The 24,615-nt window shown below is 72.7% G+C and carries 19 protein-coding genes and 1 pseudogene; 18 read left to right on the top strand and 2 right to left on the bottom strand.

The annotated features are described in order from the left end of the window. Positions 1–247 precede the first annotated feature (247 nt). On the bottom strand, positions 248–2,791 hold the full coding sequence (locus tag QFZ82_RS18560; protein WP_307714236.1) for a polysaccharide lyase family 8 super-sandwich domain-containing protein: 2,544 nt from the start codon (positions 2,789–2,791) through the stop codon (positions 248–250). A 169-nt stretch (positions 2,792–2,960) separates the two neighbouring features. Between QFZ82_RS18560 and QFZ82_RS18555 the strand changes: the two genes are divergently transcribed. The 14 genes and pseudogenes from QFZ82_RS18555 to QFZ82_RS18490 all read left to right on the top strand — a co-directional run bounded on the left by QFZ82_RS18555 (position 2,961) and on the right by QFZ82_RS18490 (position 18,671). Beyond that, on the top strand, positions 2,961–3,185 hold the full coding sequence (locus QFZ82_RS18555; protein WP_177149596.1) for a hypothetical protein: 225 nt from the start codon (positions 2,961–2,963) through the stop codon (positions 3,183–3,185). Further along, positions 3,182–3,847, top strand: coding sequence for a hypothetical protein (locus QFZ82_RS18550; RefSeq protein ID WP_307714235.1), 666 nt, complete (start codon positions 3,182–3,184; stop codon positions 3,845–3,847). Before QFZ82_RS18555 ends, QFZ82_RS18550 begins: the two co-directional genes overlap by 4 nt. 215 nt (positions 3,848–4,062) lie before the next feature. Beyond that, positions 4,063–6,996, top strand: coding sequence for a BTAD domain-containing putative transcriptional regulator (locus tag QFZ82_RS18545; RefSeq protein WP_307714234.1), 2,934 nt, complete (start codon positions 4,063–4,065; stop codon positions 6,994–6,996). 77 nt (positions 6,997–7,073) lie between these two features. Continuing rightward, complete coding sequence (locus QFZ82_RS18540) at positions 7,074–7,583, top strand: SigE family RNA polymerase sigma factor (protein ID WP_307714233.1); 510 nt, start codon at positions 7,074–7,076, stop codon at positions 7,581–7,583. 77 nt (positions 7,584–7,660) lie between these two features. Further along, positions 7,661–8,902: a hypothetical protein gene (locus QFZ82_RS18535; RefSeq protein WP_307714232.1), complete on the top strand. Its 1,242-nt coding sequence runs from the start codon at positions 7,661–7,663 to the stop codon at positions 8,900–8,902. A 318-nt stretch (positions 8,903–9,220) separates the two neighbouring features. Beyond that, on the top strand, positions 9,221–9,757 hold the full coding sequence (locus QFZ82_RS18530; protein WP_307714231.1) for a hypothetical protein: 537 nt from the start codon (positions 9,221–9,223) through the stop codon (positions 9,755–9,757). Between the two features lie 364 nt (positions 9,758–10,121). Then, positions 10,122–11,300 carry a 3-deoxy-7-phosphoheptulonate synthase gene (locus tag QFZ82_RS18525; protein WP_307714230.1) on the top strand — a complete coding sequence of 393 codons (1,179 nt, stop codon included), beginning with the start codon at positions 10,122–10,124 and terminating at the stop codon, positions 11,298–11,300. A 217-nt stretch (positions 11,301–11,517) separates the two neighbouring features. Continuing rightward, positions 11,518–12,303, top strand: coding sequence for a 2,3-dihydro-2,3-dihydroxybenzoate dehydrogenase (locus tag QFZ82_RS18520; protein WP_307714229.1), 786 nt, complete (start codon positions 11,518–11,520; stop codon positions 12,301–12,303). A gap of 36 nt (positions 12,304–12,339) precedes the next feature. Next, positions 12,340–12,999: an isochorismatase family protein gene (locus QFZ82_RS18515; protein ID WP_307714228.1), complete on the top strand. Its 660-nt coding sequence runs from the start codon at positions 12,340–12,342 to the stop codon at positions 12,997–12,999. Further along, positions 12,996–14,880: pseudogene (locus QFZ82_RS18510) on the top strand (anthranilate synthase family protein). Before QFZ82_RS18515 ends, QFZ82_RS18510 begins: the two are co-directional and overlap by 4 nt. Before the next feature lie 195 nt (positions 14,881–15,075). Next, a complete protein-coding gene (locus QFZ82_RS18505) occupies positions 15,076–15,408 on the top strand; it encodes a YdhR family protein (RefSeq protein ID WP_307714227.1) in 333 nt (110 codons plus the stop codon). Then, complete coding sequence (locus QFZ82_RS18500) at positions 15,392–15,955, top strand: shikimate kinase (RefSeq protein ID WP_307714226.1); 564 nt, start codon at positions 15,392–15,394, stop codon at positions 15,953–15,955. Before QFZ82_RS18505 ends, QFZ82_RS18500 begins: the two co-directional genes overlap by 17 nt. Continuing rightward, positions 15,952–17,070 carry a 3-dehydroquinate synthase gene (locus tag QFZ82_RS18495; protein WP_307714225.1) on the top strand — a complete coding sequence of 373 codons (1,119 nt, stop codon included), beginning with the start codon at positions 15,952–15,954 and terminating at the stop codon, positions 17,068–17,070. The genes QFZ82_RS18500 and QFZ82_RS18495 overlap by 4 nt, the downstream gene beginning before the upstream one ends. Positions 17,071–17,537: 467 nt before the next feature. After that, the gene (locus QFZ82_RS18490; RefSeq protein WP_307714224.1) at positions 17,538–18,671 is read left to right on the top strand and encodes a transposase; all 1,134 of its coding nucleotides are present in this window, start codon (positions 17,538–17,540) and stop codon (positions 18,669–18,671) included. A 161-nt stretch (positions 18,672–18,832) separates the two neighbouring features. Here QFZ82_RS18490 and QFZ82_RS18485 read toward each other — a convergent pair whose 3' ends face one another. Next, positions 18,833–19,714, bottom strand: a complete 882-nt coding sequence (locus QFZ82_RS18485; RefSeq protein WP_307714223.1) for a shikimate dehydrogenase — start codon at positions 19,712–19,714, stop codon at positions 18,833–18,835. Between the two features lie 426 nt (positions 19,715–20,140). Here QFZ82_RS18485 and wrbA point away from each other — a divergent pair, with 426 nt between their 5' ends. The 4 genes from wrbA (at position 20,141) to aroA (ending at position 24,552) form a co-directional block, all read left to right on the top strand. Beyond that, a complete protein-coding gene (wrbA, locus tag QFZ82_RS18480; protein ID WP_307714222.1) occupies positions 20,141–20,758 on the top strand; it encodes an NAD(P)H:quinone oxidoreductase in 618 nt (205 codons plus the stop codon). A gap of 444 nt (positions 20,759–21,202) precedes the next feature. Then, positions 21,203–22,252 carry a DUF6081 family protein gene (locus tag QFZ82_RS18475; RefSeq protein ID WP_307714221.1) on the top strand — a complete coding sequence of 350 codons (1,050 nt, stop codon included), beginning with the start codon at positions 21,203–21,205 and terminating at the stop codon, positions 22,250–22,252. A 288-nt stretch (positions 22,253–22,540) separates the two neighbouring features. Continuing rightward, positions 22,541–23,284, top strand: a complete 744-nt coding sequence (locus tag QFZ82_RS18470; RefSeq protein ID WP_307714220.1) for an SDR family NAD(P)-dependent oxidoreductase — start codon at positions 22,541–22,543, stop codon at positions 23,282–23,284. After that, complete coding sequence (gene aroA / locus QFZ82_RS18465; RefSeq protein ID WP_307714219.1) at positions 23,284–24,552, top strand: 3-phosphoshikimate 1-carboxyvinyltransferase; 1,269 nt, start codon at positions 23,284–23,286, stop codon at positions 24,550–24,552. The genes QFZ82_RS18470 and aroA overlap by 1 nt, the downstream gene beginning before the upstream one ends. The last annotated feature ends 63 nt before the right edge of the window (positions 24,553–24,615 follow it).

The following is a 24,615-nucleotide window of genomic DNA, read 5'->3' as shown; positions in this document are numbered from 1 at the left end:
ACGCTGTTTCCGCCCGTCGCAGCAGCCGCACGCACGGGGGACCCGAGGGCAATGCGGGGCGAGGCAGGCGTCGCACGGGCCCCACACACCAGCGAATTGCGCAGGGTTCGAACCCTGCCTCTTCACCAGTACGCATGTCCCGGTGCGGCCGGCCACTGGACGGCCGAGGACATCGCGGCGCTCACCGGCCCCGACGGCGACGGCCGGTCCCGGAGGCTCCCGTAGCGCGCCGCCCCCCCGGCGCCCCTCACCGCAGCGTCGCCACGAAGCTGCGCCCGTACGCCTGGTGCGTCGTCACCTCGATGCGAGTTCCGCCGGGGACGGGCGCGACCCGGACCCCCTCGTCCGCGCAGACCGGTCGCAGGGTGCGGCCGCGGAGTGTCAGTGCGATCGTCCGGCGCTCCGTCGTCGGGTCGGAGACCGCGAGCGCCGTCGTGCCGTCCGGGTTCCTGCGGACGAGCACCGAGGCCGGGCCGTCGATCGCGAGGTGTTCCACGTGGTGGGTGCCCGGGGCGAAGGTGTTCGCGGCGACGAGGCCCAGGTGTGCGTGTTTCACCGCCTGGGCCTCGGGCGTGTTGGTCAGGACGGTCAGGGGACCCCTTGCCCAGGAGGCCGTCCGGCGGGCGGTGGCGTTGGGGAGGATGGCGTAGGCCATCGCCGTGGGCGGGGCCCCGGCGGGCAGGTCGAGCGAGAGCGTGAAGACCTGCTTCGTCACCGGAGCCGCCGGATTCGCCTGGCGGACCACCCGGCGGCTGCGGGTCACCGGCTCCAGGGCCGCCGTGGGCTCGGGGCCGTCCAGGAGGGCGTAGCCGACCGCGGTGCCGCGGGTGGTGTTGGCGTACCGCAGCCAGGCCAGGGGCGCCGTGCCGGTGCCCGACCACGGGGTGCCGTCGCGGAGGCCGCCGGTGAGGGTGACGGTGTCCGACGGGGCCGCGATCCGGGCGTCGACCGTGGTCGTCACCGCGCGGCCCGCCGGGTCGCCCACGCCCGCCGCGAGCACCACGATCTCGTCGTCGAGCAGGAACCACGACTTCGTGGCGCGGGCACCGCGATAGGCCACGAAGTCGTCGGGGAGGGCGCCGGCCTGCTTCGCGGTCCACGGGACGTCGTCGGCCAGGACCATGCCGGCCGTGCCGTAGGCGCCGAGGCGGGCGCCGCCGGAGAAGGCGTTCGTGGCGCGGGGGAAGTAGACGTAGGTGTTCTGCGACGTCGACGACGCGGTGAAGCCGCGGGCCGGGTTGTCGTACCAGAGGCCGCCGTAGAGCTCGGGGACCGTACGGCGGGCCTCCACGGGGGCGGTGACACCGGCGAGGCGGTAGGGGGAGACGGCGGTGTAGTAGTCGACGCCGTACGCCCCGGTCTGGTCCTCGCCCGAGAGGTAGAGACAGTGGGCGCCGTCGCCCTGGAACCAGGGCATCAGGTTCTCGCCGCTCATGTACTCGTACTTGCTGATGCGCGCCGAACTGCGCGCGAGGGCGAAGGCGTAGCCGGGCCGGCGGTGGACGGTTCGGTCCATCGCGTTGAAGGCGGTGTGGTGCGCGGCGGGGGTCAGGTCCTTCGGGGGGACCGGTGAGGCGACGATGTCCGCGTGGCGGGCGATGCTGACGGGCGACACGAAACCCGTGGGGTCCAGGGGTGACTTGGACGACCGGTGGACGTGCTTGACGTAGGCCGCGAGCGCGGCGGCGTCGGCGCCGGTGGCGTACGAGGAGAGGTCGACGACGGCCTCGACGACCGCGGCGACGTCGCTGTAGCCGGTCGTGGTCCGGGAGACCCCGCGGCCCTTGACGATCTCCATCATCCAGCCCTCGAAGATCACCGGGGCGAAACCGTCGGTCACCCAGCGCCGGACCGTGCCGGTGAGGTCCTCGCCGGGCGCGTAGGCCGTGCCGTCGAGGATCTTGACGGTCTGGACGACACGGGTGAGCAGGCCCTTGCCGTACGAGCCGGTGTAGGCGACGGAGTCGTGCTGGACGAAGGAGCCGTCCGCGTAGAACCCGTCGGTGACGCCGTGCCGCAGGTCGTACGGGTCGATCGTCGCGAAGACGGTCAGCTGGTCGGCGACGGCCTTGCGGATGCGGGCGTCGTCGCCGAGGACGGCGCCCTGGAGGATCCGGTTCGTCGTGATGTCGGCCAGGTTGGCACCGGTGTGGAACCGCGAGTCGAGGTCGACGTCGCCGTCCCTGCCGTTGCGCAGATAGGCGTCCATCGAGGCGACGTAGGCGGCCGGGAGACCGGCGGCGAGGGCCGTGATGTCGTCACCGAGGAGGACGAGGATCTTGCTCACATGGGCGGAGATGCCGATCTCCCAGGTGAACCAGTTGCCGTAATAGCCCTTCGACTGGTCGCCGTAGTACCTCTCGTGGAGGTGGACCAGGCCGTCGACCACCCGCCGCCGCACCGCCGGATCGTCCCGCAGGTCCGAGGCGGGGGTGCGGGTGGCGAGCGCGATCTCGTAGAGGTACTGGAACGACCTGTTCAGGTTCGGGTCGCTCGTGCCGAGCGGGACGCCCTTGAAGAGCTCGCCCGGTCCGGCGTCGTCCAGGGCGGCGAGCCGGGTCCGCGCCGTGGACTCGATGGAGGCGAGTTTCGGGGCGACCTCCGGCCGGGCGTTGGACTCGGCGGTTCCGGCGAACACCGCGGCGGTGTTGCGGAGCAACGTGGCGTGGTCGGAGACGGCATCGGCGCCTCCCGGGGCCCGGCGAGGCGCCGCCGACGCCCGGGACTGTGCCGCGGCCTGCAGGGCCACCGCGGGAAACACGGACAACAGGGCGCGACGCGAAAGATGCACCTGGGCTCCAGGGTCAGCCGGGAAAGCGCTTGCCGCGCATCCAAGCAACGGTGACCACCCCTGTCAACGGCAGCGGCGGCCCCCTGTCCACGGTAGTGGCGCGCGGTGCCGCGGACCTGGCGGGGGCGCGGACCTGGCATGGGCGCGGCGGTCGGAGCACGCTGGAGCCATGGCCGGGAACCCGCCCATCGTCGTGCACCGGATCTCCCCCTCGGGCGGCCGGCGTGTCACCGTGCGTGGACGGATCATGGGTCTGGCCCACTCCGACGAGGAGGTCCTGGAGCTCGTCCGCCGCTCGGGCGAGACCGGGGCGGTGGTGCTGGAGGACCCGACGTGGGTGGAATGGACGGGTGGCAGGCCACACCAGTACGAACCGCTGGAGCTGTTGCCGTGAGGCGGCCACGTGGCACGAGGGGGGGCGGCTCCACGGGATTCGACAACTTCGCGCGCAAGGTCCGTGACGCGTCGCTGCCGTACGGGCACCGGGTCGTGTCCCTGCGGTCGTGCGCGCAGCTGTACCGGCCGATCGGCTTCCAGGCGACGGTCAGTTACCTGGAGGCGAAGGCCGGGCCGTTCCGGCACGACGAGGCGGCGCTGCTGCGGGCCCTCGGCGTCATCCGGGCCAGCAGATCGCTGTGGCAGGCGGATGTGCGGGCGTACGCGGAGAAACGGGGCGAGGCCAAGCGCCGGGGACTGCGCAGTCCCCGGCCCGGCGAGGCGAATCCCCTCGTACCCGCTTACTGGTACGGCGCCCCACGCGAGGCCGCTCCGCACGCGCTGGACCACTGGCGGCGCGGGCTGCGGCGGGGCGGGACCCAACGCGAGGGGCTGGTAGGGGAGATGGACCGGTTGGCCGCGGAGTGCGTGGCGGCCGGGGGTGAGCTGGACCCGCACCGCCGTGCGGTGCTCGCGTCGTGCGTGGAACGGCTGGAGCCGAGGACGCTGCCCGCGGCGTGGCACGACGACCGTGACGGGTACTTCGCCGCCAGGAGCCTGCTCTTCGTCGCGGAACTCATGAGGACCGCGGGCGATCCGCCCGGCGCGGCGTCCCCCTGAGCCGAGGACGAACGGACGAGAGCCCCGGCACCCGAGGTGACCGGGGCTCTCTCTGTCCGCGAATCCGGCCGCGGCGGCGACACTCCCCCGAGTGTGGCTTCCCCACGCCGAGCACCAGCGGGCCGGATCCGATGAACCGATCCAAACAGCCCTCTCCAACAGATCGCTAACATGGGCCCGGCGCCCACGGACGGGCGGGTACGGGGAGGAAGACGATGCGGTTCGCCCTGCTCGGCGCGCCCGCCGTGCACGATGCCGCGGGTGAGCCGCAGCACCTGGGCAGTGCCAAGATCCGCGCGCTGCTCGCCACCTTGCTGCTGCGCCCGAACAAGGTCGTCCCCGTCGACGAGTTGAAGGCAGCGCTGTGGGGCGACGAACCGCCCGCGTCCGCCCACGCCTCCCTGCACAACCACGTGACCCGGCTGCGCCGCATCCTCGCGGAGGAGGGCCGCCTGCGGGCCGTGGCGCCCGGGTACGTGCTGCGGGTGGCGCCCGGCGAGCTGGACACCGAGGTGTTCGAGGAGCAGGTGCGCACCGCGCGTGCCGCGTACGGCCGCGGGGAATGGGCCGCTGTCGTGGCCGCCGCGCGGGACGGCCTCGCGCTGTGGCGGGGCAGCCCGCTGGCCGGCGTCTACGGTCCCGACGAGGCCGAGCCCGCGCTCGTGCGGCGGCTGCGGGAGTCGCGGCTGCTGCTCCTGGAGTGGCGCTACGACGCCGAGGTGGCGCTCGGCCGGCACGACGGGCTGGGTCCGGAACTTGCGGCACTGGTCGCGGAGTTCCCGCTGCGGGAGGCGTTCCACCGGCAGCTGATGCTGGTGCTGCACCGCACGGGCCGGCAGGCGGAGGCGCTCGACGTGTACCGCTCGCTGCGCCGCACGCTGGTGGAGGAGCTGGGCGTGGAACCCGGACCGGCGGTGCGGCAGGCGCACGAGGAGGTGCTGCGCGGCCCGGTCGCGAAGTCGCCGCGCCCGCAGTCGCTCCCGCCGCAGGTCCCCGAGCGGCGGCTGCCCGCACAACTGCCGCCTGGTCCCGCTCACTTCACCGGCCGCGCGGAGACCGTCGCGGCGCTGCGCACCGTGCTCGCCGGCGGCGGAGCCGTCGTCGTCGTCTCCGGTATGGCGGGGGTCGGCAAGTCCGCGCTCGCCGCCCATGTCGCGCACACGCTCCGCGAGGACTTCCCCGACGGGCAGCTGTACCTGAATCTGCACGGTGCGACCCCCGGCATGACTCCGCTGGAGGCGCCCCAGGCCGTTGCCGCGCTGCTCAGGGACCTGGGTGTCGGACCGTGTCAGATGCCGGAGGCGCCCGACGCGGCGACCGCACTGCTGCGTTCGGTCCTCGCGCCCACCCGCACGCTCCTCGTGCTCGACGACGCGGCGTCCGCCGCGCAGGTGCGGCCGCTGCTGCCCGCGGGGCCGGGGTGTGCGGTCGTCGTCACCAGCCGTTCCCCGCTGACCGCGCTGGACGGCGCCCAGCGCTTCCCCCTCGCTCCGCTGAGCACCGGTGACAGCGAGCAGCTGGTGCGGGCGGTCTCCGGGCGCGGCCCGGGCGAGCGGCTGGACCGGCTGGTCGAGCTGTGCGGGCGGCTGCCGCTGGCGCTGCGGGTCGTCGGCGCCCGGCTCGCCGCCCGCAGCGCGCTCACCCCCGACGTGCTCGCCGGGCTGCTGGACGCGGAGGCCGGGCGGCTCGACCACCTCGACTACGACGACCTGAGCGTGCGCGGCTCGCTCGCCGTCGCCCACGACGGCCTGGACCCCGACGCGGCGCTCGCGCTGCGCGGCCTCGGCGCCGTGGACCTGCCGGAGTACGGAGTGCCCGCCGTGGCCCGGCTGATGGACACCGACGAGCCGCGGGCGGCGGCGGCCCTGGACCGGCTGGTCGAGGTGGCACTGCTCCAGGAGGTGTCGTACGGCCGGTTCGTCCCGCACGACCTCGTACGGGACTACGCCCGTGAGCTGGCCGAGCGGGCCGGCGGTACGGAGGCGGCGGTCGAGCGCGTGCTGCGCTGGTACGGCGAACGGGCGCGGCAGGCGGCGCTGACGCTGTCCCCGGTCGGCTCGGACACCGAACTGCGCCTGCCCGAGCCGATCGGCGAGGCGGAACCTTTCTCCTGCGGCGACACGGCGCTGGCCTGGTGCGACTCCGAAGTGGCGAACGCGGTCGCGCTGACCGAGCGGTACGCCTTCGCCTCGCGGACCGTCCCCCTCCTCGTCCGCGCCTGGTCCCTCCTGCTGCGGCACCGCGGCCGGCTCCAGGAGCTGGCCGTCGTGGGCCGGATCGCCCTCGACGCGGCCCGCGCCCACGGCGACGCCGAGTCGGAGGCGAACGCGCTGAGCGACCTCGCCGGACTGCACTTCCTCAGCGGCCGCCCGGACCGCGCCCTGCCGCTCAACGAGGGAGCGCTCGCGGCCTGGCGCGCACTCGGCAACGAGCGCCGCATGCAGCGCAGCCTCAGCAACCAGGGGCTCCTGCTGGAGGCCCTGGGACGGTACGAGGAGGCGGCCGAGGTCCTGCGGGAGAGCCTGGAGATCGTCCACCGCATGGACGACGCGTACGCCGAGGGAGTCGTCCTCATCGCGCTCGGCAACCTCTACGAGCACACGGACGCCCGGGCCGCCATCGACCACCACGAGCGGGCGCTGGAGATCGGCGTGCGGCTCGGCGGCGACGTGCTCGTCCAGACCTCGCACTGCAACATCGGCTACGCCCATCTCACGCTCGGCGAACCGGCCGCCGCCCTGCGCCACTTCGAGGAGTGCCTGCGCATCCTCGGCGACGACGGGCCCTGGCACGGCGAGTCCCAGGGCCGTGTGGGACTCGTCCGGGCCCTGCGCGGGCTCGGGCGCGACGAGGAGGCGGCGGTGGAGTGCGCGCGCCTGCTGGAGAGCGCGCAGGCGCGGGCCGACGCGCAGATGGTGGGCCTCGCCCGGCACCAGCGGGGGCTGCTGCTGCGGTCGGCGGGGCGCGTGGGCGAGGCACGGGAGCAGTGGCGGGCCGCGGTGCAAACGCTGGAGGCGTTCGACGGCGCGCACCAGAAGACACTCGCCGAACTGCGCGAACTGCTGCGCCTGACGGCGTCGGAGCCCGACGCGCCCGCGCCCTCGATCCCGCAGCCGGAGGCCGACCACCGGTTCGCGGACGGGGCCTGAGATCTCCGGTGAAACATATCCCGTGTGCCGTCGCGTCAGTGGGGTGAAGGCGTCACCGAGGGGGAGTGGTCAGGGACATGAGAGCGTCGCGAGCAGACGGGTACAGAGAGTTCGCGGCGAGTCGCGCCACGCACCTCTACCGTTCCGCGTGCCTGCTGACCAGCGGTGACAGTCACCTCGCCGAGGATCTGGTGCAGGAGACGCTCGGCCGGATGTACATGCTCTGGGGACGCGTCTCCCGCATCGACAATCCGGCCGCCTACGCGCAGACCGTGCTCGTGCGCTGCTTTCTCACGCACAAGCGCCGGCGCTCCGCCGCCGAGCGTCCCGTCGGCGAACTCCCCGACAGCGCACGCCCGTCCGGTGACGATCCCGAGCTGCGGCTCGCCCTCCTCGGCGCGCTCGGCCGGCTGTCCCCGAAGGACCGCGCGGTGGTGGTGCTGCGGTACTGGGAGGACCGCAGCATCGAGGAGACCGCGGACGCCATGAACGTCAGCCCGGCAGCGGTACGCACCCGGGCGGTGCGCGCGCTCGCCAAGCTCCGTGGACACCTGGGCGGCAGCCTCGTGGACCTCGCCGCCCGCTGAGCACCGGGTGCGCCGCACGTGCGGGCGCGCTCCCCGAACACTTCCTCCCCACCGTCGAGCAGAGAGTGTGGTTCCCCATGCCTTTCGAGGACGAACTCGGCGATGCGCTGCATCGCACCTGTGAGAGCATCCGGCCCGCCGACCGGCCCGCGCTGGTCGAGGGCGGACTGCGCCGGGGCCGCCGCGGCCTGGCCGTGCGCCGCGCGGCCGTGGCCGGCGGCGCGCTGGCGCTGGCGGCGGTCGGCCTGGCCGGCACGTACGCCACCGGTGTGCTCGGGGAGCGGGACACCGGCGGCGGAAAGGGCTCGGTCGCCTCCGCGGGGGAGGCGCCCGGCCTGACGGTCGAGAAGACCGACGGCGTGATCGGCGCCGAGGAGATGATCGCCGCGCTCAAGGCGCTGCTGCCCGAGGGAGACGTCGTCCAGGAGGGAGGACGCGGCAGCAGCAAGGGCCCGGGCTCGATGCCGTACGCCGCCGTCGTCCTCGACGACGGGAAGGGCGAGGCGCGGATCTCGCTCAGCCTGAACACCGTCGACCCGAAGGGCGGCGCGGACTACGTGACCTGCCCCTCCACGGCGCTCGTCGACCACGACTCCTGCACGGCAGAGACCCTCGCGGACGGCTCCCGGTACATGCTGCTCAAGGGCTTCGTGTACGGCAGGGACGAGGGCGCGAAGCAGTGGCGGGCGACCATGATCACCCCGCAGGGGGTCCTGGTCGACGCGAGCGAGTACGACTCGCCGGCCGAGAAGGGCGGCGAGATCACCCGGTCGGCGCCGCCGCTCACCGCCGAGCAGATGAAGGCCCTGGTCACGGACGCCTCCTGGCAGCCGCTGATGAAGGACTACCGCGCCGAGGCGGGCGCCGCGCGGCCCGAGGAGACCAGGCCCGGGGAGCCCTCCGGGCAGGAGGTGACCAAGACGCTCGCCGAGCTGCTGCCGAAGGGCCTGGAGGTCACCGACGCGGACGGTGACGCGGGGTACGGCTTCGTCGTCGTGGACGACGGCAGGGGCAGGAGCTTCGTCCAGATCAACGTCCAGCCGGGCATGGGCGACCTCTCCCCGCACTTCGCCGATGCGACGCCCCTGCCGGACGGCACGCGGGTGCTGGAGAGCAAGGAGGCCGATCCCGACCGGAAGGGCGGTGTGGGGACGGTCGGCTGGACCGTCGACACGCTGCGGCCCGACGGGTTCCGCGTCGTGATCATGGCGTTCAACGCGCCCGGTCAGGGACAGGACGCCGGCCGTGAACTGCCGGCGCTGACGATGGAGCAGCTCAGGGCCATCGCGCTCGACGAGAAGTGGCTGCCGCGGGGATGACGGCCGCCCGGGGGCGCGAGGACTGCCCGCGCGCCCCGGGCATATGACAAGGTCGGCCGCCATGTGTTGTCCGCGGCGCGCGGCCACCGGCAGAGTCGCTGCGCACGAAGCACCGCCGATTTCCGTGGGCGGGCCGGGGCCTGACCGACCAGGCCCTCAGGGGATGTCGATCCTCCTCGCCAACGCGCCTCGCTCCACAGTATGTTGATCGTTCGTCACCAATTGTGGCCGCGGGGTCCGGCCGTCCTGCGGGGGCGGCCGGGCTCCGGTACGTCCGGCAGCCGCCGCGCGTCCACGGGGAAGAAGAACATGATGCGGATGGAAGAGAGCACGGTCCGGCTGCCGCTCGACGAGGCGGCGTGGATCCGCGCCGTACGGACGGACCCGGTCGCCGAGGCGCTGGAGTCGGCCGGGTACGACGTGTCCGTCGACGCGCTGGACGCCGAGGTCGGCCCGGCGCCCGAGTGGGCCGTCGGCGACGAGGAGGACGGCGGCGGGGGCGGGCTCGGCCTGCGGCTGGGCCTCGGCTACCGGATCGGCGGCACCCTGCTGTGCACGGCGCGGATCTGGCTGCCGCGGGCGGTGTCCGTGCCGCAGGTCCCGGCCCTGTGGCCGCTGCGCCGCTGGGAGGAGCCGCTCCAGCTGGTCGACGACCTGCGCTGCCGGATGCCGTACGCCCAGGAGCGGGCCCGCTTCGGGCTGCGCGGCCAGGTGCCGGTGCTCGAACTGGAGCGCACCGGTGTGACGCTCACGGGCCGCATCACCGACCAGATGCTGCTGGTGCTGCCGGCCGACCGGGTCGTCCTCGGCCAGGGCGCGCTGCGCATGCGCCGCACCACGGTGCCGGTGGCCTGACCCGCTCTCCGGCGAAAAATACCGCCCGTCCTCTTTCCCGAAGGAAAAAGGACGGGCGGCTTTTTTGCGCCCGCACGACCTGACCAGGTAGTGCCGATACTTTCTGGATTCGCCGCCACCTGACACAAAAAAGGGCCGACTTTGTCGTGAAAATACGGCGCCTGCATCACGTGACGAAGTGCGAAGGTCGGTTTTGACCCATCAAATTCCCACCCCGAAACTCGAGTTGGGGTTCGATTCTCGGAAATCCGGGACGGGATGGGAGTCGATACGCCGGAGCCGTAGCAACGATGGGGAATTCTCACGATGGAGGTCCTGGGTGACGAGTCAAACAATCTCGGAAAGGCCGACCGGATTCGGAGAAGTGCTTCCTGAGAGCGAAACGCAGCGCTGGCGCAGGCTGCCGGCTCTGCAGCAGCCCGAATGGGAGGACGCCGGGGCCGCTGCCCAGGCCGTGCGCGAGCTCTCCCTCCGACCACCACTCGTCGCGGTGGAGGAGATACGGACCCTCGGCTATCTGCTGGCAGAGGTGGCCGAGGGGCTGCTCCAGGTGGTCCAGGCGGGCGACTGCGCCGAGGACCCGCTCGAATGCCAGCCCGAGCACGTCATACGCAAGACGGCGCTGCTGGACGCCCTCGCCGGCGTCATGTCGCTGAACTCGCTGCGTCCGGTCCTTCAGGTGGGCCGGATGGCGGGGCAGTTCGGCAAGCCGCGCTCCAGCTCGACCGAGGTCGTCGGCGGGGTCGAACTGCCGGTCTACCGCGGCCACCTGGTCAACAGCCCGGAGGCCGACCCGGAACTGCGCAGGCCCGACCCGGGCCGGCTGCTGTCCGGGCACGACGCGGCGGCGACGGCGATGGACGCCCTGCGGTCGCGGTCCGTGCGCTCGCTCTCGCCGGTCGACGCACCGGTGTGGACGAGCCACGAGGCGCTGGTGCTCGACTACGAGCTCCCGCAGCTGCGCCGCGACGAGGAGGGCCGCCTGGTCCTCACCTCGACGCACTGGCCGTGGATCGGCGACCGGACCAGGCAGCTGGACGGCGCACATGTCGACCTGCTCGCCTCCGTCGCCAACCCGGTGGCGTGCAAGGTCGGTCCCAGCATGGACCGCGACGGGCTGCTCGCGCTGTGCGAGCGGCTCGACCCGGACCGTACGCCGGGCCGGCTGACGCTCATCTCCCGGATGGGCGCCGACCGGGTCGCCGAGCGGCTGCCCGCGTTCGTCTCCGCGGTGCGGGAGGCCGGACACCCGGTCATCTGGCTGTGCGACCCGATGCACGGCAACACGTTCGGATCGCCCGACGGCTTCAAGACCCGCCTCGTCACCACGGTGATCCGTGAGGTCGAGGAGTTCCAGAAGGCCGTCACCGACGCCGGCGGCACGGCGGGCGGACTGCATCTGGAGACCACGCCCGACGCGGTCTCCGAGTGCGTCCACGACGCCTCGCTGCTGGACCGGGTCGGGGACAAGTACACGAGCCTGTGCGACCCGCGGCTCAACCCCCGGCAGGCCCTGGAGGTCGCCGCCGCCTGGCACGTCTAGGCGGACGGCACGAGGAACGGCGCGACCCGCACGACGTGACGGAAACGGCCGGCACGTCTCACGAGAAACCGCACGGGTCCGGAATTCGTGCGGCAGCCACACCCGTACATCCGCAGCAGGAAATGGCGGCGAGCCGCCGGGATTTCGTGGTGCGGCATTACAGCCCACGGAATCCCGGCGGCCCCGGCCGCCGCAATCCCCGAGCTTTGGGACCACGATGAATGTCGACAAGACGGAAAAGAAGGTAGCCCTCGTCACCGGTGCGGCCGGCGGCATCGGCGAAGCAGTGGTGCGTGCTCTGGCGGCCGACGGCGCCGCTGTCGCCATGGTCGACCGCAATCTGGAGCCACTGGAGGAACTGGCCAAGGAACTGCGCGCGGTGGGGCAGGTGGCCGAGGCCTACCCCGCGGATGTCACGGACAGCGCGGACGTCGATGCCGTGGTGGACGCGGTCGAGCAGCAGCTCGGCGGCATCCAGTACCTGGTGAACGGCGCCGGCGTGCTCCGCCTCGGCAAGGCGAAGGCCCTCACCGACCAGGACTGGGCCACGACCTTCGCGGTGAACACCAGCGGCGTGTTCTTCATGTCCCGCGCGGTCGTCAACCGCATGGTCGAACGCGGCTCCGGCGCGATCGTCACGATCGCCTCCAACGCCGCCGGTACGGCCCGCGTGGACATGTCCGCCTACTCCGCGTCCAAGGCCGCGTCCACCATGTTCACCAAGGTCCTCGGCCTCGAGGTCGCGCGGTACGGCATCCGCTGCAACGTGGTGGCGCCCGGTTCCACCGACACCCCGATGCTGACCTCCCTGTGGGACGACGGCAGCGCGGCGCGCTCCTCGATCGACGGCGTGGCCGGCGCCTTCCGCGTCGGCATCCCGATGGGACGGCTGGCCCAGCCCTCGCACATCGCCGACGCCGTGCTGTTCCTCCTGTCCGACCGGGCAGCGCACATCACCATGCACGACCTCACCGTGGACGGCGGTGCCTCGCTCGGCCACTGACCGCCCCGTACCCATCAGCCGAGAGGAAGATCCCGGATGGCTCTGCCCACGATCAGCCCCTACCCGATGCCCGGTCAGGGGGACATGCCGGAGAACATCGCGCAGTGGACCGTGGACCCGAGACGAGCGGTCCTGCTGGTCCACGACATGCAGAAGTACTTCCTGCGGCCGTTCCCGGCCGGGGAGTCACCGGTGACCGACCTGGTCCGCAACGCCACCGCCCTGCGGGAGCGCTGCGCGGAGCTCGGCATCCCGGTGACGTACACCGCCCAGCCGGGCGGTATGACCGACGAGGAGCGCGGCCTGCTCAAGGACTTCTGGGGTCCCGGCATGACCGTGGAGCCGGAGCACAAGAAGGTCGTCGACGGACTCGTCCCCGCCGAGGGGGACACCGTCTTCACCAAGTGGCGCTACAGCGCCTTCTTCCGCACCGGACTGCTCGACCTGCTGCGCGGCAGCGGCCGCGACCAGCTCATCGTCTGCGGTGTGTACGCGCACGTCGGCGTCCTCATGACGACCACGGACGCCTTCACCCACGACATCCAGCCCTTCCTCGTGGGCGACGCCATCGCGGACTTCTCGCTCGAGTACCACCGGATGGCGCTGGAGTACGCGGCGCAGCGCTGCGCCATGACCGTGACCACCAAGACCGTGCTGGACCAGCTGGCTCCGGCGGAGAGCCGAGGGACGCGATGACCGACCACGGACTGCTGGACCTGGTCCTCGCCGCGGACCCGCCCCCCTTCGCCCTGCTGCACCGCCCCGAGGCGGCGGGCGCCGACCGGGTCGACGTGATCGTCGGAGAGCTGGCCACGCCGGCCGTTCTCGCGGACGTGCCCTCCAGCGGGAGCGTGCGGACGGCCGGCACCGGGCGCGCCGAGCACGAGGTGCTGGTGGTCGTCCCCTACCGGCAGATCACCGAGCGCGGGTACGCGGCGGCCGACGACGGCGCCCCGCTGATCACCCTGTCCGTGCGCGACCAGGACTCGGTGAGCCTGGGCGAGTTGCTGGACCGGCTGCCGGACCGGCCCATCGCGGTGTCGGAAGGCCGCTTCGACGTCGGCGACGACGACTACGCGCAGACCGTGCGGGAGATCCTCGCCGACGAGATCGGCACCGGCGAGGGCGCCAACTTCGTCATCCGCAGGTCCTTCGTGGCCGACATCGGCGACTGGTCGCCGGCCGCCGCGCTGACCTTCTTCCGACGGCTTCTGGAGGGCGAGCGCGGGGCGTACTGGACGTTCGTCGTGCACACCGGCGACCGCACGTTCGTCGGTGCCAGCCCGGAGCGGCACGTGAGCCTGCACGGCGGCACCGCCGTGATGAACCCGATCAGCGGCACCTACCGCTATCCCCCGACCGGGCCGACGCTGGAGGGCGTGACCGCCTTCCTCGCCGACCCCAAGGAGGCCGACGAGCTCTACATGGTGGTCGACGAAGAGCTCCAAGATGATGGCCGGGATCTGTGACGGCGGCGGGCGCGTGGTGGGCCCGTACCTCAAGGAGATGGCGCGCCTCGCACACACGGAGTACTTCATCGAGGGCCACAGCACCCGCGACCCGCGGGAGATCCTGCGCGAGACCATGTTCGCCCCGACGGTCACCGGCAGCCCGCTGGAGAGCGCGGCGAAGGTGATCGCCAAGTACGAGTCCCAGGGCCGCGGTTACTACAGCGGCGTGCTGGCCCTCATCGGCCGGGACGCGGAGGGCGCCCCGACCCTGGACTCGGCCATCATGATCAGGACGGCGGAGATCTCCGCCACCGGGCGGGTCACCATCGGCGTGGGCGCCACCCTGGTCAGGGACTCCCGGCCCGAGTCCGAGGTGGCCGAGACGCGGGCCAAGGCGTCCGGGCTGCTCGCCGCGCTCGGAGCGACGGAGTCCGGGCTCGCCCGGCACCCCGACGTCCTGGCCGCGCTGGACCAGCGCAACCGGTCGATCTCGGCGTACTGGCTCCAGGAGCCGGGCGCGCGCCACCGCGCGGTGCCCGCGCTGGCCGGCCGGAAGGTCCTCGTCGTGGACGCGGAGGACACCTTCACCGGCATGCTGGCGCATCAACTGCGGTCACTCGGCATGGAGGTGACGGTCCGCCGATTCGACCAGGAGTACACCTTCGACGGCTGCGACCTGGTCGTGCTCGGGCCCGGCCCCGGCGATCCGCGCGATGTGGACCACCCGAAGATCGCCCACCTGCACGGCGCGACCCGCGAACTGCTGGCGCGGGGCATCCCGTTCCTCTCGGTGTGCCTGAGCCACCAGGTGCTCAGCACCGTCCTGGGGCTCGACCTGGTCCGCAGGGACAGGCCCAACCAGGGCGTGCAGCGGAAGATCGACCTGTTCGGCAGGCCCGAACAGGTGGGCTTCTACAACACGTTCGCCGCACGCAGCGCCACCGACACCGTGCGGTCCGAGCTCATCGGGGCACCGGTGGGAGTGAGCCGGGACGCGGTGACCGGCGAGGTGCACGGACTGCGCGGACCGGGCTTCCGCTCGGTGCAGTTCCACCCGGAATCGATCCTGACCGAGGACGGTGTGCGGATCATCGGCGATCTGCTCACCCCGCTGACGGCCGACTGATCCAGGGGCGTTCCCGCCCCGGTCGGCCCGCCGGTCCGGCACCATCCCCCGTCGCCGGACCGGCACGGACGGCGGGCCGCGGACGCGGTGTCCCCTCCCCCTGGCACCGCGCCCGCGGCCGCTGCCGCCAGACCGCACTCAGACCGCACAACAGACCCGACACAGGCGGGTGTTCACCGCCGAGGAGGAACAGCCATGCATGCCGTAGTCGTCTGGTGGGAGCTCGCGGGCACCGGCCGCACCATCGCCGAGCTGCGCGACTTCCTCCGGGACGAGGCCGTGGACCGGTTCGCGGCCGTACCCGGACTGGTGCTCAAGACCTGGATCTCCGACGAGGCCCGCGAGCGGTGGGGAGCGATCTTCCTGTGGGAGTCCGCCGAGGCGGCCGCCCAGCCGATCCCCACCCGCGCGGCCGAGATCATCGGGGCACCGCCCGGACACCGCCACGCCTTCGACGTGGAGGCCACCGTGCAGGGTGTGCACACCCTGGACTCGCTCTCCGGACACGGCCTTGCCTTCGCGTCCTGAGCGCCGGCCGGCCGCCGTGCTGATCGGCGCGCCCGGCGCGGGGAAGACCACGGTGGGGCGGCTGCTCGCGGGCCTGCTCGGCGTCGGCTTCCGGGACACGGACGCCGACCTGGAGGCGGCGGCGGGCACGGCGATCGCCGACATCCTGCACCGCACGGGCGAGGCGCATTTCCGGCTGCTGGAGCGGGCGGCGGTGCACCGCGCGCTCGCGCGTCACGCGGGGGTCCTCGCGCTGGGCGGCGGATCCGTCCTGGACGCCTCGGTCCAGCAGGTGCTGCGCTCGCACACGGTCGTCCATCTCGCCGTGCCGCTGGAGCAGTTGCTCGACCGGATCGGCGACGCGGCGAGCCGTCCGCTGCTGGCCGACGACCCGGGCGGCCGGCTGCGCACCGTCCTCGGCGTACGCACACCGATCTACCGCAGACTGGCCCGCCACACCGTGACGGTGGCGCCCGGGGAGCGCCCCGACGAGGTCGCCGGCCGGATCGCCGCCCTGCTGCCGGGCAGGCCCTCGGGGGCCTTCCCACGAGCGAAGGAGCCCGTGTGAGCACCCTCTTCCCAGGTCTCGTGCCCGCCTCTCCCGAAGCGCTCGGCGGGCGTCATCCGCTGCGCGTGAGGGCGGGCGGTGAGCGGCCGTACGACGTCCTGATCGGCCAGAAGGCCGCCTCCGCGGTGATCGGCCTTCTTCCGGAGAAGGCGAAGACGGTCGCCCTCGTCCACGACGAGTCCCTCAGCTGTCAGGTGCGGTCGATTCGCGCGGCGCTGGACGCCGACGGCCGCCGGGTCGCCGTGCTGCAGATCCCGCAGGGCGAGGCGGCCAAGCAGATCGGTGTCCTGGCGGGCGTGTGGTCCCGGTTCGCGGCGGCCGGCATCACCGGCGCCGACGCCGTGGTCGCCTTCGGCGGCGGCGCGACCCTGGACCTCGCCGGCTTCGCCGCGGCGACCTGGCGGCGCGGTGTGCCGCTGATCCTGGTGCCGACGACGCTGCTCGGCATGGTCGACGCGGCCGTCGGCGGCGCCGCGGGCATCAACGTGCCCGAGGGCCGGGAGCTGGTCGGCGTGTGCCGCCCGCCCGCCGGGGTGGTCTGCGATCCGGACCTGCTCGGGACGGTGCCCGAGGGAGGCCATCTCGGCGGGCTCGCCGAGCTGATCAAGGCGGGCTTCGTCGGGGACCCGGTGATCCTGGACCTGATCGCCGCCGATCCGGCGCGGGCCGCCCGTCCGTCCGGCTGCGACGCCGCCGGTCTGATCGAGCGCGCGGTACGGGTGAAGACCGCCGCCCTCGACCGGCCGGACGGCGAGGCGGCCTGGATCCTCGCGTACGGGCACACCCTCGGCCGCGCGATCGAGCGCGTGGGTCACTACCGCGTACCGCCGGGGCACGCCCTGGCCGTCGGCATGGTCTTCGCCGCCGAACTGGCCCGGCTCGCGGACCGGCTGGACGACGATTCCGTGGAACGCCACCGCGAGATCCTCGCCGCCGTCGGGCTGCCCACGTCCCACCCTCGTGGGGCGTGGGACGGGCTGCGGAAGGCCCTGACGGCCGGCTCCGGGGACGCCGCGGCGCCGCTGGTCGTGCTCGACGCCATCGGCAGGCCGGGTCTGCTCCACGACCCGGAGGGCGCGCTGCAGGACGAGGCGTACCGCCGGATCGGTTCCTGAGCCGTGCGCAGGCCGCCCGACCGCCGTCCCCCGGACCGCCGCCCTCCGGCCACCGGTCGGCGCGGGCACAGCACGCGCGGTACGGAAGCAGTCGACGACGACTTTCCGGTGACGAGTTACTGACAGAAAACCGACCATCTCCCTTGTTTGTCAGCCCCGAGAGGTGCCCGTGGTGGCAGTCCTCCCGGGGCTCTCAACTGCCCCTTCCCTGTGTTTGACCTCCTCCCTCCTGCATATGCCACTGGCTTGCTCCTCTGACCTGACGGAGTGTCGTTGGCCTGTTTCGAATAAAAACCGACTGCGTGGTTTGGTATGGTGGTCGAGTTGGCCAGGTCTGGCACTCCGCGCGGCGAGCTGTGCGGTTTCGGCGGACCAGGTCACATCCAGGGGAAGGGGGCCCTGTGGAAGGGACCAGGCACAGGGAAGGACGACCGGACATCGCTTGGGGCGATGTCGACGACGACTTCGTGACCGAGTTCTCGAAGCGCATGCTCACGTCACTGCCGCGCCGGGATCAGCGTGAACGCGGTGAGTGGTACATCTCCGGACTGCTCTCGATTCCCGGGCGCAAGTCCATGCGGTCGATCGCGTCGGTGATCGGCGGCGGCGCGGCCGAACAGCGGCTGCACCACTTCATCAGCAAGTCCTCGTGGGACTGGCTGGCGGTGCGCAGAGCACTGGCCGGCCACCTGGACCGCACGCTGTTGCCGCACGCCTGGGTGGTCCGGCCGATGTACGTGGTCAAGACCGGCGAGCACACGGTGGGGGTGGAGGAGTCCTTCGTGCCGCAGCTCGGGCGGGTCGTCAACAGCCAGAAGTCGTACGGCGTCTGGCTGGCCAACGAGGAGCAGAGCGCACCCATCAACTGGCGGCTGATCCTTCCCGCGGACTGGCTGCAGGACAAGGAGAGGCGCAAGCGCGCCGAGATACCCGAGGGCGAGGGCGAGGCCGATCCCGGCGCCGTCGCCCTGCACGCCGTCCTGGAACCGCTGCGCGCATGGGGGCTTCGCTGCCGTCCGGTGGTGATGGACGCGCGCGACCACGACGCCACCCTGCTCGCACGGAACTTCGCGCGCAAGGGGGTCCCGTTCGTCCTGCGCATCGGCGGCACGACGCTGCTGGTGCCGAGCGAGATGCTGTCCACGGGGCACGGTGAACGCCGGCTCCAGGCACAACAGTTGATCGAGTGGGTGAAGAAGGCGTCCCGGCAGGTCGGGTGGGTCGATCCGCACAGCTCGATCAACCGCTCGGCGCTCGTGACCGGTACGCGGGTCAGCCTGCCCGCTCCGGGCGGCGGGCTGCCGCTGCAACTGGCGGGCGCCTGGTCGGGATGGGAGCGGCAGCCGGGGGAGCTGTGGCTGACCAATCTGGTCGAGGCCCCGCCCGCCGTGCTCCTTCGGCTCGGCAGGCTCACCGAACGGGTCGAGCGCGACTTCGCCGAGATCAGCACGCGCGTCGGCGTACGGGACTTCGAGGGCCGTACGTTCGGGGGCTGGCACCGGCACGTCACGCTCAGCTCCGTGGCACACGCCATCGTGGCCCTCTCGGCCGCACGTGTCCGGGAAGAGCGCACCGCACGCAGTCTGATCCGCTCCGCCTGAGCGAGCGGGGCCGACGGCCCCGTGCCGGCCCGCGGCGTTCCCCGCGCTGCGGCCCCGGCGTGCTCCGCCGACACGAGAGCAGGCGCCGGTGCCCGGAAGCCGCACCGCTTCCGAAGCCGACCGTGCGCCGAGGTTCCGTGCGGAATCCGGCGGTCCGTGGTCTAGGCGGCCCGGAGGCCGATCTCCGTCCGCACCGCGCGGCGCATCTCCTCCACCGGCACGTCCGAGCGGCCGGTCATCAACTCGACCTGGCGCACGGCCTGGTGCAGCAGCATCGCGTGTCCGCCGACCGCCCGCGCACCGCCGAAGCGGGCGGCCCTCGCGAGCCGCGTCGGCCAGTCGGTGTACACGACGTCGAAGACGTCGGCGCCGCTGCGCGCGATCGCCCCGGCGTACGGATCCGCCGCCCCGGCCGGCAGCGTGGAGAGGACGAGGCGCGCGCCGTCGAGTGCGTCGCCCAGCTCGTCGAACGCGTGGTACCGCACGGCCACCCCGAGCCGTGTGGCCGCCGCGCACACCTGCCCGCCGCGGCTGCTCTCCCGTACGACGACCGGGATGTCGGTCTGTCCGAGTTCCTTCAGCGCGGCCAGCGCCGAGCACGCGGTCGCCCCGCCGCCCAGGATCACGGCGTCGGGCCGGCCGTCGCCGCCCAGGCCCTCCTCCCGCAGCGCGGCGAGGATGCCGTGGACGTCGGTGTTGTGGCCGTACCGCCGGCCGTCGCGCAGGATCACCGTGTTCGCGCCGCCGACGTCGAGCGCCAGCGGCGTCACCTCGTCGACGAGCGGCAGCACCGCACGCTTCAGCGGCATGGTCAGGGACAGGCCGGCCCACGAGCCGTCGAGCGAGTCGAGCAGCGCGGGCAGGCGGCGCTCGTCGCACTCCATGGCCGTGTAGGACCAGGTCAGCCCGAGGGCGGCGTAGGCGGCGCGGTGCAGGACGGGGGAGAGGGAGTGGGCGACGGGGGACCCCAGGACGGCCGCGCGCATTCCGCTGCGGGGCACGGGGTCTGCGGGTTGCCGTGGGGAGAGGCGAGCGTTGCTCATCTCGTGGCTCCTTGTCGGATCGGCCGGGGCGGAAGACGGCGGCGGCGCGGCCGTGGGGGGCGCCGGATCCGGGCGATCACAAGGTCAACGGCCGCGGGGGACCACCCGGCGGTCGAGGGCCGGGGGTGTACGAGCACTTCCGGGAGGCGGGAGCGACCGCACGGATTGCCGGCTTCCGTTATCTGACACAGGGTGACGCCTGCGACACGGGAGCGTGTATCCAGCACCCGATACTTCGTCAGATGAACAGCGCCGGGCCCGGTGTGCCGTCTTGACGGCGCCGGTCCGCCTGCGCGGCCGTGGACTCCCGGCGCCACACGTGACGAAATCGCCGCGAATCGATTGAGGGCTCAATGACCCCTGCGGGATGGTCAGGTGCGGTTCCGAACCGTCCCTGCCCCGCATTCCGACAAGGAGCGCACCACCGTGACGAATGTCGCAGTCATTTACTACTCGTCCACCGGCAACGTCCACAAGCTCGCACTGGCCGCCGCCGAGTCGGCGGAGAAGGCGGGCGCCGAGGTCCGGCTGCGCCAGGTGGCCGAGCTCGCTCCGGAGGCCGCCATCGCCTCCAACCCGGCCTGGTCCGCGCACCGCGAGGCCACGAAGGACATCGCGGTGGCGAGCCTGGACGACCTCGAGTGGGCCGACATCATCCTCTTCGGCACGCCGACCCGTTACGGCCTGCCGGCCGCCCAGCTCAAGCAGTTCATCGACACCACGGGCGGCATCTGGGCCAAGGGCAAGCTGGTGAACAAGGTCGTCTCCTCGTTCACCTCGACCTCGCAGACCCACGGCGGCCAGGAGAGCACGATCCTGGCGCTGAACAACACCTTCTACCACTGGGGCGCGATCATCGTTCCGCCCGGTTACGCGGACGGCATCCAGTTCGACATCAAGAACGGCAACCCGTACGGCGCCAGCCACGTGGGCTACAACAACGAGGCCCCCGGCACGGAGAACCTGGCGGCGGTCGAGTTCCAGGCGCGTCGCGCGGTGGAGATCGGCACGGCGCTGAAGCGCGGCCTCGAGGCGACGGCCTGATTTTCCGGGGGCTCCGCCCCCACGCCCCCGCGCCCTCCGGGGCGCGGACGTCCGCTTCCGGGGCCCCGGCCCGGAACCTGCGCCTTTGGGCCACGCGCCCCGGCCTCCGTGCCCCCGGGTCTCCGGGGCACGGGCCCGGGGCTCCTGCCGTCCTTCGGGCGGGGCGGCTTCTCCGGCTTCGCCGGGCGTGATCGACCGGAGATTTGCTCGTGCCCCGGCCCCGCGCACGCTGTGACGCCCAGGGGCTCCGCCGGTCTCCGGCTCGGGGCGCACACGCGCTGCCGTGCGCGAGGCGGCCGTCGTCCCTGCCTCGTGCCCGAACCACCCCTCGGGCGGCCTGGCGGGCCGGGCCTTCGTCCGATGCCCTGCCGCCCTGGCCCTTGCCGGGCATTCGGGCCGGCTGGTCCCGGCCCTCCGGCCGACACACCACAGGGAGCCACCGCAGTGAAACGCGCCATGTTCCACCTGCCGGTCGTGCTGACGGTCGCCCTCGCCATGGCCCTCGTGCCCGCCGGCCCGGTCGGCGCCGAGACCGGAACCCGTACGACCTGGGACGACTTCAGCGGCGGATTCGACCACACCGGTGACGACGCCAAGTGGTCCGTGACGCCGCTCGGGTCGTTCCCCCACGGCGACGGCAGGACCTCCACCTCACGGGCGGGGCTGCGCGTCGTGCCCACGGGGACCGACCCCGTGACCGGTGCGCCCGCCTTCGCCTACACCACGGGCAAGGAGTCCGCCGGCGGTGACGGCGCGCTCGACCACATCAAGTGGTTCGCCCTCGCGAGCCATCGGGCCTCCAGCGGAGTCCTGGGCTTCGACGCCACTCCCGGGACCGTGCTCACGTTCCACTCCTCGCTCAGCGCCCGGACGTTCGGGACCGAGCGGCATCCGTTCGGCGACGCCGTGGCCGACCCGCGCGCCGACCTGCGGCTCGCGGCGGGCGCGATGACCACGATCGACCAGGAGTCGAACATGGTCTTCGACTTCTTCGTCACCAACAGCCGGATCTACGCGCTCTACGAGCGGCTGCCCACCCACGGCGCCGGCCACGCGGCCTTCTCCTACGCCCTCCCGGTGGCCCGGCGCTCCAGCCCCGACCAGGCCGACGACCTGGCCATCTCCTACGACCGGGCCGCGGGCACGGTGGTGTGGACGGTGAACGGCCGCGAGGTCCACAAGGTCGACAGGATCGGCTTCCGCCCCACGGACCGCACCCATCTCGTCATCGACCTCGGCGGCCGCGAAGAGCTCGTGACCCCGCGCCAACTCGCGCCCGGCTTCGGCATGTTCACGCTCCTGGACGCCGAGGGGCCGCAGGCCGACGGCGCCCTCGTGAAGCTCACCGACACCACCGCCTACCACGACCCCGATGCGGGTGCGCCGGCGCCGCAGACCTTCGCCGACCCGGACAGCCGGCCCGGCAGCCGGCTCTGGGGGCAGGGGGCGCGGCTGGACGTGCGCCATCTGCGCGTCACCGGCGCCCGGTTCTGACGACGGGCAGCTGCTCCCGCGCCGAGCCCCGCATTCTCTTTCCACGGTCCGCCCGGGAAAGAGAATGCGGGGCTTTCGCATGGCCCCGGGCATATCCCGTCAACTGACGAAGTAGCCGGACGCGCATTGATCGGTGGCCACGGCGCGGCGCAGAGTTAAGGGGACTCCAGAGGTGATTCGCATCGCGTTCTTGCGAACGGAATGAATTGCTCGCGGTAATCCATCGAGGGGAACCTTTTTCCCGTCCGCCGAGCATCGCCCCTTCAGCCCGCTACCAGGAGAATCCTGATGACAGCACGATTCACCGGCAAGGTCGCACTCGTCACCGGAGGCGGCTCCGGCACCGGCAGAGCGACCGCGCTGGCCTTCGCCAGGGAGGGCGCCACCGTGGTGGTCGCCGGGCGGGAACCCCGGGACCTGACGGACACCGTCACCCTGATCGAGAAGGAGGGCGGCAAGGCCGACGCCGTCATGGCCGACGTGACGCACGCACTGGACGTCATCCGGCTCGTGAAAACGACGGTGGAACGCCACGGCGGACTGCACATCGCGTTCAACAACGCCTGCTGGGTCCCCCACCCCCATATGATCGCGGAAACCTGCGAAGCCGTATGGGGCGAAGTCCTTTCCACCAATCTCACCGGCGTCTGGCTGTTGATGAAGCACGAGATCGCCCATATGCGGGAACACGGCGGCGGTGTGATAGTCAATCACTCCACGAATGTCAGCGTGAACGGCCGCCGGCTCGGATTCGGCGCCTACGCCTCGACGAAAGCGGCGCTGTCCGCGCTCACCCGCACGGCCGCGCAGGAACACATCGGCGACGGCATCCGGATCAACTCCATCAGCCCCGGCGACGTGGAGGCCACCAACGGCCGCGCCGAGTGGGAGGAGCACGTGAAGACGTCGGCCCCGGCCGGCCGGGTCGCGCGCACCGAGGAGATCGCCGACACCGTGGCATGGCTCGCGAGTCCCGAGTCGAAGTTCGTCGTCGGCCACGACCTGGTGCTGGACGGCGGGGTGACCCTCTGATGTCCGGGATACGTGCCCGCGCGGCCCGTATCCCAGGGTCCAAGTCGCTGACCAACCGGGCCCTGCTGCTGGCCGCCGCCGCCGACGGGACGAGCGTCCTGACCGCCCCCCTGGTCAGCGACGACACGGTCGCCTTCCGCGAGGCGCTCACCGCCCTCGGTGTCGACGTCGACGTGCGCGACGACCGCTGGACGGTGACCGGACTCGGCCGCGCGCCGCGGACCGGAGCGGCCGTGTGGTGCGCCGACGCGGGCACCGCGGCACGCTTCCTCCCCGTCCTCGCGGCGGCGGGCGAGGGCGAGTTCCACTTCGACGGCTCCGACCAGCTCCGGGCCCGGCCGCTCGGCCCGCTGACCCGCGCCCTGATCGACCTGGGCGCCCGCGTGGAGGCGGGCGACGGCGGCGGACTGCCGCTGCGCATCACCGCGCGCGGCCTGGCGGGCGGCGAGCTCGCACTGGACTCCTCCGTCAGCAGCCAGTACCTCACGGGCCTGCTGCTGTCGGCGCCGCTGATGCGCGAGCCGCTGACCGTCGCCGCGCACGGGCTGGTCAGCCGCCCGTACATCGACATGACGACGGCGCTGATGCGCCGGTTCGGGGCCGAGGTCGGTATCGACGCCGAGGGCCGGCTGCGGGTGGAGCGCGGGGGCTACACCGGCACCGGGCTGCGCATCGAACCGGACGCCTCCACCGCCTCGTACGTCTTCGCCGCCGCCGCCGTCACCGGTACGTCCGTCACCGTGCCCCACCTGGGCAAGGACAGCCTGCAGGGCGACCTGCGCTTCGCCGAGGTGCTGGCCCGTACCGGTGCCGAGGTCGAGATCGGTCCGGACGCCACCACGGTCACCGGCACCGGACGGCTGCGCGGCGGCTTCGACGTCGACATGGGCGACATCTCGGACACCTTCATGACCCTGGCGGCCGTGGCCCCGCTCGCCGACGGTCCGATCACCGTCCACGGCATCCGCCACGCGCGGTTCAAGGAGTCCGACCGGATCACCGCGATCGCGGCGAACCTGCGCGCGGGCGGCGTCCGGGTCGAGGAGGGCGAGGACCGGATCACCGTCCACCCCGGACGGATGGCGCCGACCGAGATCGCCTGCCACCGCGACCACCGCATCGCCATGGCCTTCTCGGTCCTCGGGCTGTGCACGCAGGGCATCACTCTCGACGACCCGGGCTGCGTCGCCAAGACCTTCCCCGGCTTCCACGAGGAGCTGTCGAGGCTCTTCGGACCGCAGGCGAGCTTTCCCCCGCCGGCCGGCTGAGCACCGAGCGGCACCCAGCAGCACTGCGCGGCACTGCGCGTCACGCACGCGCGCGGCACGGCC

The organism is Streptomyces sp. V4I23 (assembly GCF_030817975.1).
In the GTDB taxonomy this organism is placed as follows: Bacteria; Actinomycetota; Actinomycetes; order Streptomycetales; family Streptomycetaceae; genus Streptomyces.
The sequence above is the reverse complement of the archived record's forward strand: the minus strand, read 5'-3'. Positions and strand labels throughout refer to the sequence as shown.

What these genes read in the sequence shown, in the direction of transcription:
- QFZ82_RS18555 (WP_177149596.1), top strand. Translation starts at nt 2,961, where the DNA reads ATGGCCGGGAACCCGCCCATCGTCGTGCACCGGATCTCCCCCTCGGGC.
- QFZ82_RS18545 (WP_307714234.1), top strand. Translation starts at nt 4,063, where the DNA reads ATGCGGTTCGCCCTGCTCGGCGCGCCCGCCGTGCACGATGCCGCGGGT.
- QFZ82_RS18540 (WP_307714233.1), top strand. Translation starts at nt 7,074, where the DNA reads ATGAGAGCGTCGCGAGCAGACGGGTACAGAGAGTTCGCGGCGAGTCGC.
- QFZ82_RS18535 (WP_307714232.1), top strand. Translation starts at nt 7,661, where the DNA reads ATGCCTTTCGAGGACGAACTCGGCGATGCGCTGCATCGCACCTGTGAG.
- QFZ82_RS18530 (WP_307714231.1), top strand. Translation starts at nt 9,221, where the DNA reads ATGGAAGAGAGCACGGTCCGGCTGCCGCTCGACGAGGCGGCGTGGATC.
- QFZ82_RS18520 (WP_307714229.1), top strand. Translation starts at nt 11,518, where the DNA reads ATGAATGTCGACAAGACGGAAAAGAAGGTAGCCCTCGTCACCGGTGCG.
- QFZ82_RS18515 (WP_307714228.1), top strand. Translation starts at nt 12,340, where the DNA reads ATGGCTCTGCCCACGATCAGCCCCTACCCGATGCCCGGTCAGGGGGAC.
- QFZ82_RS18505 (WP_307714227.1), top strand. Translation starts at nt 15,076, where the DNA reads ATGCATGCCGTAGTCGTCTGGTGGGAGCTCGCGGGCACCGGCCGCACC.
- QFZ82_RS18485 (WP_307714223.1), bottom strand. Translation starts at nt 19,714, where the DNA reads ATGAGCAACGCTCGCCTCTCCCCACGGCAACCCGCAGACCCCGTGCCC.
- QFZ82_RS18470 (WP_307714220.1), top strand. Translation starts at nt 22,541, where the DNA reads ATGACAGCACGATTCACCGGCAAGGTCGCACTCGTCACCGGAGGCGGC.
- aroA (WP_307714219.1), top strand. Translation starts at nt 23,284, where the DNA reads ATGTCCGGGATACGTGCCCGCGCGGCCCGTATCCCAGGGTCCAAGTCG.